This window comes from bacterium, assembly GCA_023145965.1.
In the GTDB taxonomy this organism is placed as follows: Bacteria; UBP14; UBA6098; order UBA6098; family UBA6098; genus UBA6098.
The window spans coordinates 1-11852 of the sequence record JAGLDC010000110.1; the positions used below are offsets into that span (position 1 = coordinate 1).

Annotated in this window: 9 protein-coding genes; 8 read left to right on the forward strand and 1 reads right to left on the reverse strand. The window is 41.7% G+C overall.

From position 1 onward, the window contains the following. From KAH81_09770 to KAH81_09805, 8 genes are all read left to right on the forward strand, one after another. Positions 1 to 327 (forward strand): hypothetical protein (locus KAH81_09770; protein ID MCK5833939.1); only part of this gene is annotated, 327 nt, incomplete at its 5' end. Positions 328 to 518: 191 nt separating this feature from the next. Continuing rightward, positions 519 to 1124, forward strand: a complete 606-nt coding sequence (gene lexA, locus KAH81_09775; protein MCK5833940.1) for a transcriptional repressor LexA — start codon at positions 519 to 521, stop codon at positions 1122 to 1124. Positions 1125 to 1362: 238 nt separating this feature from the next. Then, entirely contained in the window at positions 1363 to 1731 is a 369-nt protein-coding gene (gene queD / locus KAH81_09780) for a 6-carboxytetrahydropterin synthase QueD (protein MCK5833941.1), read from the forward strand. A gap of 3 nt (positions 1732 to 1734) precedes the next feature. Next, on the forward strand, positions 1735 to 2358 hold the full coding sequence (locus tag KAH81_09785) for a radical SAM protein (protein ID MCK5833942.1): 624 nt from the start codon (positions 1735 to 1737) through the stop codon (positions 2356 to 2358). Positions 2359 to 2373: 15 nt separating this feature from the next. Beyond that, a complete protein-coding gene (gene queC / locus KAH81_09790) occupies positions 2374 to 3045 on the forward strand; it encodes a 7-cyano-7-deazaguanine synthase QueC (GenBank protein MCK5833943.1) in 672 nt (223 codons plus the stop codon). Between the two features lie 12 nt (positions 3046 to 3057). Next, a complete protein-coding gene (locus KAH81_09795) occupies positions 3058 to 5166 on the forward strand; it encodes a DUF1926 domain-containing protein (GenBank protein MCK5833944.1) in 2109 nt (702 codons plus the stop codon). A 311-nt stretch (positions 5167 to 5477) separates the two neighbouring features. After that, complete coding sequence (locus KAH81_09800) at positions 5478 to 8492, forward strand: PAS domain S-box protein (GenBank protein MCK5833945.1); 3015 nt, start codon at positions 5478 to 5480, stop codon at positions 8490 to 8492. A 194-nt stretch (positions 8493 to 8686) separates the two neighbouring features. Continuing rightward, on the forward strand, positions 8687 to 10774 hold the full coding sequence (locus tag KAH81_09805) for a DUF3857 and transglutaminase domain-containing protein (GenBank protein ID MCK5833946.1): 2088 nt from the start codon (positions 8687 to 8689) through the stop codon (positions 10772 to 10774). 72 nt (positions 10775 to 10846) lie between these two features. Here KAH81_09805 and KAH81_09810 read toward each other — a convergent pair whose 3' ends face one another. Further along, a complete protein-coding gene (locus KAH81_09810; GenBank protein MCK5833947.1) occupies positions 10847 to 11608 on the reverse strand; it encodes a slipin family protein in 762 nt (253 codons plus the stop codon). Positions 11609 to 11852: the final 244 nt, after the last annotated feature.

Consider the following 11852-nt stretch of genomic DNA (forward strand, 5'->3'; position numbering starts at 1 on the left):
AGAAGAGGGATACTAAACGGATTTGTCGATCTATATAATCGCGCAGGCGGTGGTTTTACACATATTGCAACCTTCGATTCCTCGCGGTTATGGTATGTTGTCGATGCGGAATTCGCCGACAATCGAAACGATATTATCTATGAAATCGCCGTAGGGGCAAATCTTGTATTCGCCCAACCACCGGGCGATCACAAGGATCGCCCCTACAAAACCAAATATATCTGGCAACCCGACGAATCCGTCGGTTCCGGCGTGTATCTCGTCCGCGTAACATTCCCTCAACAGAAGGCTTCAGCCGTTTGCAAAAAGGTAGTTTACCTTAAATAAAAACCTTATTTACTGAAGCGAGTCGGCTAAACTGCCGGGCAATTCGGTTGAATGCCGGACGAAAATAAAAAAATCAGATAAATATTCCATTTATCGTCATAATTGCATTTTTTAATTAAAGAATTCCCTTGACATTCTTTTATATCTGATCTATGATATAGAGTGAACATATGTTCGACATTGGAGGTTAAGTGGAAAGTAAATTGACAAAAAAACAACAAGAAGTTTTTGACAAAATTCTCGAACTAATACAAGACCAAGGATACTCTCCAACAGTTAGAGAGATCGGTACAGCATTGAAAAAAGCGCCTAGTACAATTCACAAGATAATATTAACTCTGGAAAATAAGGGCTTTATTTCGCGCAGAAAGGGTTCATCGAGGGGGATTTCAGTTGAAAACCAAAATAGAAGCACAACATTTATTCCCATATTGGGAAGTATTGCCGCAGGTGATCCTATAATAGCCGAAGAACACTTCGATGGATGTATCGAGATCGATAGTTCCATCGTCGGGCGCGGAGAACATTTTGCACTCAAAGTCAAGGGCGATAGCATGATCGAGGCCAATATACTCGATGGTGATACTGCAATTATTCGTTCTACTCCGGAAGCTCGTTCAGGAGAGATTATCGCTGTCTTAATCAACAATGAAGCCACACTCAAGCGATTATCTCTTGATAATGGGCAGCCAATGCTCTATCCAGAAAACAGAGCATATCAGCCTATCGAACTTACAGAAAAGAAAGGCCCAGTGCGTATTCTTGGCCGCCTTACCGCAGTGATTCGGAAGTATTAGATTATTCTTCTTATGTCTGTAATATCATACGTTTAATAATGTTATAGTTTATTATATAATATTATACTTTATTATAATTGCATATCATTATATTATACAATTTGTTATAAGTATTTATTATCACATTCCCAGTTCCCCCGGATTAATATTATCTCTTCAGGACACTTCTAAATACGATTATACTTGCGCAGTTTTCTTTTTGAAATTATTATACTTGTTAATTAATTAGGAGGAAACTATGTTCACTATAAGAGTTATCGGTGAATTTTCAGCAGCGCATAAAATCGAGGGTTATCCGGGTGACTGTTCTAATCTTCACGGTCATAATTGGAAAGTCAGGTTAACGATAAAAACGAACGAACTGGATGATTTAGGGCTTTCTTGCGATTTCCGCAAAGCAAAATCCATCCTGAATCAAGTGTTAAAAGAGCTCGACCATAAATTCCTCAATGATCATCCATGGCTTAAAGGGGGTAATCCCTCCTCTGAAAGACTCGCTAAAGCTATATATAATAATGCATTACCTTTGTTGCCCCCTATGATGATATTGGATTCTGTCGAACTCTTCGAGTCTGATAGATCGAGCGTTGAATACCGTGAGAATTAAACTATGTTGAAGGTATCTGAGCTTATAGAAACCCTTATTGGTGAAGAACCTTATGCTGGCTTTCCCTGTTTTCTTATACGTCTTTCGGGGTGCAATCTAGCCTGCAATTGGTGTGATACTCAAGCCAAAAATATAATTTCCACCGAATTCACCGTCGATACACTCGTTCGAATGGCAATTGAATCTCGAAGGCCTTGGGTATTGCTTACAGGAGGCGAGCCTCTCATCCAGCAGGAATGTCCCATACTTGCATTTAGACTACTCGATTCAGGAATGAATGTCCTTGTAGAAACCAATGGCACTATGGACATTTCGATTCTTCCAAAGCGTGTTATTAAATCTGTCGATAATAAAACCCCATCGAGTGGCCACGCAGATAGTTTTAATGAGGTAAACCTTCAACACCTCTCTGCCAACGATGCGCTTAAGTTTGTAATAGCCGACCATAAGGATTTTGATTGGGCAATACAACAGGTCGATAGTTTTAACTTATGGGATAAAACTCAAATAGTATTTTCCCCGGTTTCAAATGAACTCGACCCTACAATTCTTGCGCAATGGATAATTCAATCGAAATATCCAATAAGGCTTTCGACTCAATTTCACAAATTATGGCAAATCCCATAAAAAGAAAGGTTCACTATGTCGCATAATAACAGGGCGGTGGTGCTTCTTTCGGGTGGAATCGATTCAACAGTCTCAGCGGCTATCGCTAAAAAAGAGGGCTATGACCTTTTCCTGTTACATTTCGATTACGGCCAACGCACTGAAATTAAAGAAAGGTCTTGTTTTACAGCTATAGGCAAAGTCTTTCGTGCAAAAAGGCAGGAAATAACAAATGTTCGTTTTCTCAAATGGATTGGACATTCCAGCCTCACTGACCAAAAGATACCGGTGCCGTTTTGCGATCCCGAAGGTATTCCCAACACCTATGTTCCCTTTCGCAATGGGATTTTTCTTTCTTTGGCAGCTGCTTGGGCGGAAACCGTTGGAGCAAAAGCTATTTTTATTGGCGCTATGGAGGAGGATGGACCCGGATACCCTGATACTACGGCCAAATTCCTCGAATCAATGGAGAAATCCATTAACCTCGGGCGAAAACCCGAGTCGGCATGCAAGATAATCGCACCGCTTATACATTTGTCAAAATCAGAGGTGGTTACAAAAGGGGCCAAACTCCTTGTGCCATTCGGAATGACATGGAGTTGCTATAAATCTGAGGATATCGCTTGCGGTCTTTGCCAAAGTTGCACAATGCGGAGGCGCGCCTTCAAAGAAGCTGGAATCAAAGACCCGATTGGATATAGAGTTTAGATAGGAGTCAGTTTGAAGACAATCAATTTTATTTTCGCCGTACATCTACATCAGCCGGTAGGTAATTTCGAAGGTGTGTTTGAATACGCCACAAAACAGGCTTATGAACCTTTAATTCGTTTAATGCACAATAATCCAGAATTTCCATTTACTATCCATACCTCGGGCCCCCTTTGGGAGTATTGGGATGACCACCATCCAGTGATCTTCGAACTGGTAGGCGAAATGGTCGAACGCGGCCAGCTCGAGCTCTTAGGTGGAGGTTTTTATGAACCTATACTCGCTGTTATTCCCCGCCGCGATGCTATAGCGCAACTTAAAATGATGTCCGATTTCCTTGAAGATCGTTTTAAAAAGCGCCCTCGCGGAATATGGCTCACCGAGCGTATCTGGGAACCTCACCTACCCGCCTTGCTAGCCGAAGCCGGTGTCGAATTCACTATCACAGATGACTATCATCTTAAAAGTGTGGGCATCACCGGTGAGGATCTACTCGGGCATTATATCACCGAAGAATCAGGCAAAGTCGTCAATATCTTTCCCGTTTCGGAAAACCTTCGTTACCTTATTCCTTTCTCGAAAGCACAAAATTCTATTGAATTTCTAGCTCGCTCAGCGGATGATTCCGGTGAAAGGCTCTTCGTATTCGGGGATGACGGCGAAAAATTCGGGCTTTGGCCGGGAACCAATAAATGGGTATGGGATGAAGGATGGATGCGCCGTTTCATCGAGGGTATTCTGGCAAACCGCGAGGTCATAAGGTTAAAATCATTCGGCGAATGGCTCGATGAAAAACCCCCTTTGGGTAAGGCATATCTACCTTCTATAAGCTATTTTGAGATGAGTGAATGGACGCTACCAGCTAAGCTTTCGGCGAGATTCTCACGCAAAGTCCATGAACTTCGAGATTCTGGTCAACTAGAGGACTGGCGTCCTTTCCTGAAAGGCGGATTCTGGCGTGGGTTTCTCACAAAATATCCTGAATCCTCTTGGATGCACAAACGCATGTTTCGCGCAAGTCGTATCGTAGCCGAAAGCGACAATCTCGATCTAGAGGCCAATAAAGCTCTCTACAGAGCACAGTGCAATTGCGCCTATTGGCATGGCGTTTTCGGGGGGTTATACCTCCCCCACCTCCGTCGAGGGATCTTTGATAATATAATCAATGCGGAAAGACTTGCCTATAGCCAGGATTCTTCCATCAAAACCGAACGAGAGGATATAGATTGCGACGGTCACGACGAGGTTTTTTTGGGCGATAAGAATTTACAGATTTTTATAAAACCATCCGATGGTGGAAAGATTTATGAAATCGATCTACTTCACTGTAACCGAAATATTATCGATGTGCTTTCTCGTCGCAGAGAAGGCTACCACGAACTTGTTCACGAATCAAATGGAAAGAAAACAGAAGCCTCCTCCTCCATCCACGACATTGTTCGCTCTAAGGAGTCGAATCTCGAACAATTGATACACTATGATTGGTTCGAAAGGCGTTGGCTTGTTGACCATATACTCGATCCGAACGCCACTCCCATCGAGCTGCGCAACTGTGATTTCAATGAGCTGGGAGACTTTGCCAATAGACCTTTCGATATAGTCCTTGGCCCGGAAACAAATGAACAGAAAGCAAAAGTAGTCCTACGGAGAAACGGTAATTTCTGTGATGCGGGCCAGAAGCTACCGCTGAGTATCGAGAAAACAATTATTTTTAATTCAGAAGAGAATTCGATCGGTGTCGAATATCGTTTGAAAAATCAATCATCTCGTGAAATATCGCTGAAATTCGCCGTAGAAAACCATCTTTCGTTAATGAGCCGGGATAATCCCTCGGCCTATTTTTTAATACCAAACACCAACGCGCATCGTATCCGACCCGGTGAAATACATGAATTCAAGGGAATAGAAAATTATAGCCTCATCGAAGAAACCGACGGCTTTAAAATAAACGCCTCACTCGATTCTGCCGAACTCTGGATGTTTCCAATAGAAACCGTTAGCAACTCTGAAAATGGCTTCGAGCGAGTATATCAGGAAACAAGCCTACTGCATATATGGGATATTGTGATCTCTGCTGATAATGAACATCGCCTTAATCTCGAATGGCGAATAAGAAAGTAAATTTTATATGTTGGTTTTATCCGGTAAATTGTTATTCCATAAAAAACGAAATCGCCCGAAGAATTGATTACTCCATATTTGAATATAACAACCAGTTTGGGAATCTATTATACAATATTAATATGGAAAACAAAAACCGGTAGAACATGATTTAAGGAAATAAATTTTATCTTGGTTCTATTTTTAAAAAGATTATCAATATGCAGTTAAGTCGATTTTGTAATATTTTTTTATTATAAGAAAATTTTCTCTTGTCTCTCATAAATAGTATTGTATATTAAAAAATATGTTAATCGCGATTAGAATTTTATATGTTTAGTTCAAAAAATAAATATCGCATCAAATCTATAGAGAAATCTGCTTTAGGCTGTTTTACACTCGATGGAAAAGGTCGGTTTCTGCAGACCAATAAAACCCTGCTCGAAATTTTAAAAATACAAGACAAAACAGTCATCGGTAAAACCTTAACAGATATCTTCCCATCGGAACTAAAAAAAGAAATCGTAAATGCACTCAGTTCAGCCCTCGAAGGTAATGAAATTCGGTTATCAATAGATTATTTGCCCACCAAAAACAGCTATCCGTCGTTAATCCTGATTCTACGGCCTATACAGTCAGACCTTGCCAGAATAGATGGTATTATCGAGGACGTTAGCTCAAAAAAAACGACCGATTTAGCACTCAAAGAAAGCGAAAAAAATTTTAGAAGTCTTATCGAACGAACTAATGACGGAATTTGCATAATCCAAGATTCGATCATCAAATATGTCAATCCTCCACTAACAATTATTGTTGGGAAGGACGTCGATGAGCTTGTCGGGCATAACTTCGAAGAATTTATTGCCCCATCTGAAGTTCAAAAAATAATAGACAGATATTCAAAACGAATGGCCGGGCATTCTATTCCACCTATCTATGAAACTGCGATACTGCATAAAAATGGCAAGATTATTCCTGTGGAGTTCAATGCAGGCATTTCATATTATCAGGGTAAACCGGCTGATTTCGTTTTCATCCGAGATATAACCAAAAGAAAGGAAAACGAAAAAGCACTTCGCAATGCCAAACGTGAACTATCAACCCTCATTAGCAATCTTCCCGGCATGGCCTATAGCTGTAAAAATGATAAAGATTGGACCATGGAATTGATTAGTGACGGTTGTTTACCTCTTACAGGTTATCCGGCAAGCGATTTCATAGACAATAAGAATCTTTCGTACAACGACGCCATTCATCCAGATGATAGAGACTTTGTTTGGGATTCGATTCAAAAAGCTCTACAGATGTCAAAACCTTTCATGTTCGAATACCGAATAATTTCCGCCAACGGTAGGGAAAAATGGGTCTGGGAACAAGGCAGAGGAGTGTCTGGGGATAATGGCAAAATCCATTTAGAGGGCTTTATAACCGATATTAATGAGCGTATTGAAACGGAAAAGGCGTTAAGGAAAAGCGAACAACGCTATAGAAACTTGTTCGAAAACTCGGTATTAGGTATTTATAGAACTACACCCGAAGGAAAAATTCTTCTAGCTAATGCGGCGCTTATTAAAATGCTTGGATATGATTCTCCCGACAGCTTTTTCAAGAGCAATTTGGAGCAATCAAGATTTTATGATCCCAACTCCCCTCGCTCTTTGTTTAAGCAAAAAATCGAATCCTCCGGTAGAGTCAACGGGATGGAATCAGTTTGGGTAGATAAGTTTGGTAAAAAAGTATTTATCAGAGAAAGTGCGAGGCTCGTTAGAGGCCCAGATGGTAAAATCAAATATTATGAAGGCACAGTCGAGGATATAACATCTGTGAAAATTGCTCGAAAAAAACAGCTTGAATCTGAAGCTAAATACAAAGCACTTTTTGAACAGGCCTCGGATATTGTGTTCATCGAAGATATCGACGGCACAATAATCGATGTAAATGAAAGAGCCTTCGAGATTATTGGATATAATAGGGAAGAACTTATCGCCGAAAACATCAGTAAAATCGTGCCGCAGGAAGAAGCAGCAAAACTTGTTGTTCACTTCAACAATCTTAAAAAAGATTTAGGTTTTAGGGTAGAATCGTATAATCGCCATAAAGATGGAAGGCTTATTCCGGTTGAAGTCAATATCATGCCGGTAAAAGTCAACGAGGAGAATCTAATAATTGCTTTTGTTCGCGATATATCCGAAAAACGGCGATTGGAAGAACAACTCCGTCTTTCTCAGAAAATGGAGGCACTAGGACGGCTTGCCGGTGGCATAGCCCATGATTTCAATAATCTGCTAACTGGTATATTTGGGTATGTCGATCTCCTTAAGCTATCGATGCCAAAAAGTGATTCGAATTACGAATCAGTCGAAAACATAGAGAATGTTGCAACAAGGGCGGCTTCACTTACTCGACAACTTCTAGCTTTCAGTAAAAAACAAGTTCTTGTTCCCGAATTACTTTCTATAAACGAAGTCATCTCCGAAATGACTGGTATGTTATCGAGAATTATTGGTGAAAAAATCGATTTCACTTTCTCGCCCGGCTCCGATTTACTAGCTGTTAAAGTTGATAGAAGTCAACTCGAACAGGTGCTTATGAACCTTGTAATCAATGCTGGTGATGCCATGCCCGAAGGGGGCAAACTAACTGTAGAAACAAAGTTGATCGAATTCGATAAAGAATATGTCGAAACCCACGCAAATGCTTCTTATGGTAAACATATTATGCTCTCGGTCTCCGATACGGGTTGTGGAATAGACACTGAAAAACTGGCGAAAATCTTCGAACCATTCTTCACTACCAAGGGCAATGGTATTGGAACTGGCCTCGGATTACCGACGGTTTATGGAATTGTCAAACAAAGTGGCGGGCATGTATATGTTTATAGCGAATTAAATAAAGGTTCCGTTTTCAAGGTCTATTTCCCCGCCACTCAATTGGATAATACATTACCAGAAATCGAAGAGGATGCTGTTTTCTACAATGGGGATGAAACCATCCTAGTTGTCGATGATGATGATGATGTCCGCAAAGCAATTGTCAATGCTCTTTCATTCAATGGCTATAAAGTTCTACAGGCCGCAGATGGTCGCGAGGCCCTCGAAATTGTCGAAAAACTAGAAAAACCTTTGCACCTCATTATTACAGATATAGTAATGCCCAAACTCGGTGGAAGAGATCTTGTGGAAATTATTCGCGATATATTCCCTGCAATTAAAATAATTTACATATCCGGCTATACTGACAAAACAGTTATGGAACCCAACTTGCCGAGCGCAGCCGGAGAATTCATACAGAAGCCCTTCTCGGCAAATACGCTAATTAAAAAGGTCCGCGAAATTCTAGACTCTTAATTATCTTAATGGATCGGTTCCAAAATCCCCGAGCCAAATAAATATTTATTATAGATTGCAATATTCTGCGAACAATCGCCTAAATAGTATAGAACTCTTTTTTTATTCAAAGTCTAAAAAATATTCCCTATTGGCTATTGACTAAAACATGAACAATAGATAGCTTTGAAAAAAATTGAACACTGGAGGATAAAATGAAAAAAGCATACATTCTTGTATCGATGATCATAGCATTTATTGCTTTGGCCGATGTCGCAACGTTCCGCGATGGTAATTCCCGTAAAACCGATAATGCTATCTTCGATGGAACTAATTTCCTTATAGACGAACAAAAGGTTCCCCGCGAGGAGGTCTATAGTCTCACATTCGACAACGAAACAAAGATTGAGCAAGAAACAGGCGAAGCAAATCCGGTTAGTATAAACTCTGACCTGATAGCGGACCCGCAATATCTTATACAAACCGCAAATAGACTTGAAAAAGAATTCCCCGATGCCGGAGGTGTTCATATCATTGACCACGGGACTTATGAATATCGAGAAGATGGTTCTCATTTGTATCGTTATCACTTTGCCGGCAGGATATTAAAATCGAGTCACTTGGGATGGGGTCAAAGACCTCTGGGCTTCGAAGAAGGTAGAAGCAGAGTGAAGCTTCTTTATGAAAAAACAATTACTGAAGACGGTCAGGTATTCTGGTGGGATACAACAGAATACACAATTACCGATCCATCAACGGAGGCTGGCGTTTTCTTCAGTTATGGTAAGGTTTTTTCGGCAACGTTTCCACAGGTAACTGTTGGTTCCATCGTCGAATATGTATTTGAAAGCGAAACATATAATCCTTTCGATAAGAACTTCTTTTCTCCCGGATTCTATTTCCAAGACGATATACCTATTGCGGAAAGCAGATGCACAGTTATTCTTCCGCCGAACAAAGAGCTGAATTTCAAGAATTATAATTGGCCTGAAGACAATAATTCACCCAAGATTACAAAAAGCGACTCAGAAATAGTATATGAGTGGTTAATCGAGGATGTTCCACCTGTTTTTGAAGAACCTTCTATGCCTTCATGGGGCGATATTATCCCCCGTTTCGATGCTAGCCTCTTTAAAGATTGGGACTATATTTATGATTGGCTCGGGGGTCTTCAAGAAGCCCGAATGGTGGCTACTCCAGAGATTAAAGCTAAGGTGGCCGAAATAGTTGAAGATGCAATTTCCCAAGAAGACTCGATTAATAGCATATATACTTGGGTTCAGCGCGAGATCCATTATATTAGTATCAAGGCTTCTATTTCAAGCGGTCAAACCGGTCACCCTGCCGAACTTACTTTCCAACAAAAATATGGTGATTGCACCGATAAGTCCATTTTATTTGCAACAATGCTTCGCGAGATAGATGTCGAGGCTTATCCTATAATCATCATGACCAATGGTGAAGACGAGATAACGCGAGACATACCCGACCTATCGGGTAACCACGCTATTACGCTTGCTATTATTAATGGCGAAAAGGTATTCCTCGATGCCACTTCGACGACTCATAATTACCCATATTTCCGATCGGATGATGCCGGTGTTACATATGTTTGCGCTTTGTGCAGACATTGGAGTTATACTTCAACCCCAGCACCGGAGGAAAATGCAAATCATATCGATATCAAGGCCAAACTTGACGAAAATGGGACTATGACCGCAGAATACATTGCGAGTTTCACCGGTGACTGGGAGGCGGGATATAGAGGTTTTTGGGAAAATCAACAAGCCGAACGCCGAGGACAAATATTGCAGGATTGGATGAGTTATCTTATCCCCGGGAGTATAATTGAAGAGTGGAGTCTTCCGGGAGCTGAAGATCTTAGAACCCCATTCCAGGAAGTGCTTCAGCTTGTTACGCCTTCGTATCCAATCTCTGCCGGAGACCTGTGGATATTAAAAGTCCCCGGAATAGAGAATGAATATACTTTCGAAGAGATTTCTCTCGCGGAAAGGAATTTCTCTATCGAGTACACCGCTCCAAAGCAGATATCCCATCGAATTGAATTCTCGCTTCCCGAAGGATACACAGTTGAATATGTTCCTGATGAAATCGATATTACTACGCCCTATGCTTCCTATAAAGGGCGTTTCATAATCGAAGATAGCAAGGTTGTTTTTGAGGATACTTATCGTTTAGAAAAGCGGATAATCCCTGCAGAAGACTATGTTCAATATCGCGATTTTTGCAAGAAACTAGCTCAATATGCTAAAGAGCAGGTTTTCTTTAAAAGAAACATTTAGGTTTCAATAGCTTGTAAAAAAAGGAGTGGTTATTTACCACTCCTTTTTCATTCTATGGCATATATACTGCTATTATTCCGAGGGCTTTCTCGAGTCCATAAAGACTTTTAGAAAGTCTAATGGAATTGGGAAAATGGTAGTCGAATTGTTCTCTGCAGCAATTACATTAAGAGTCTGAAGATAACGCAATTGTATAGCGGCCGGCGACTGGGCGAGGATCTTCGCGGCATCGGCGAGCTTCTGAGAAGCTTGAAATTCTCCTTCGGCGGAAATAATCTTGGCTCGGCGTTCGCGCTCAGCCTCTGCCTGCCGCGCCATAGCGCGCTGCATGGTGCTTGGCAGTTCGACATCTTTGAGTTCAACCACCGTAACCTTGATACCCCAAGGCTCAGTGGCCTCGTCGATGATGTGCTGAAGTTGCTGATTGATTTCCTCGCGCTGCGAAAGAACTTCATCCAATTCTGCCTGGCCGACGACCGAGCGCAGTGTGGTTTGTGCGATTTGGGCGGTGGCCCGACGGAAGTCTTCCACGTTGATGATAGCTTTTTCGGGTTCGAGGACGTAGAAGTAAACGACAGCGTTGACGCGTACCGTGACATTGTCTTTGGTGATGGCTTCCTGGGAAGGCACATCGAGTGTGACGACGCGCAGGTCCACCCTCGCCATGCGTTCGACAAAGGGGATCAGGATAATCAGGCCCGGTCCGCGCACACCGGCGAAACGCCCCAGGCGGAAGACAACGCCCCGTTCGTATTCCTGCACAACCTTGATCGCTGATGCGAGGATAAACAAGATGAAAAGTATAAACACAAACGTTGTGACGAGTGATGACATGACAAATTCTCCCAGAGCGGTGCAAAATGGAGTTGGGCAAAGAGCCAACGTGTTCTGATTATAACCGCTAGGGGGATGAGTGACAATAGCCGAGGATAAAGTGAGAAGCTGGTTGGACGGAGGCGCCGAACAACCAGATGAACCCTGTAAGCATGATCATGGGAATTACGCTCTGAACCTGCTATACTAAAATCGGAAATTCGGCATGGTTCAGAATGGCAATCATCTTGCTTTACAAATGTAG

What these genes read in the sequence shown, in the direction of transcription:
- queC (MCK5833943.1), top strand. Translation starts at nt 2,374, where the DNA reads ATGTCGCATAATAACAGGGCGGTGGTGCTTCTTTCGGGTGGAATCGAT.
- KAH81_09800 (MCK5833945.1), top strand. Translation starts at nt 5,478, where the DNA reads ATGTTTAGTTCAAAAAATAAATATCGCATCAAATCTATAGAGAAATCT.
- KAH81_09785 (MCK5833942.1), top strand. Translation starts at nt 1,735, where the DNA reads ATGTTGAAGGTATCTGAGCTTATAGAAACCCTTATTGGTGAAGAACCT.
- queD (MCK5833941.1), top strand. Translation starts at nt 1,363, where the DNA reads ATGTTCACTATAAGAGTTATCGGTGAATTTTCAGCAGCGCATAAAATC.
- KAH81_09805 (MCK5833946.1), top strand. Translation starts at nt 8,687, where the DNA reads ATGAAAAAAGCATACATTCTTGTATCGATGATCATAGCATTTATTGCT.
- KAH81_09810 (MCK5833947.1), bottom strand. Translation starts at nt 11,608, where the DNA reads ATGTCATCACTCGTCACAACGTTTGTGTTTATACTTTTCATCTTGTTT.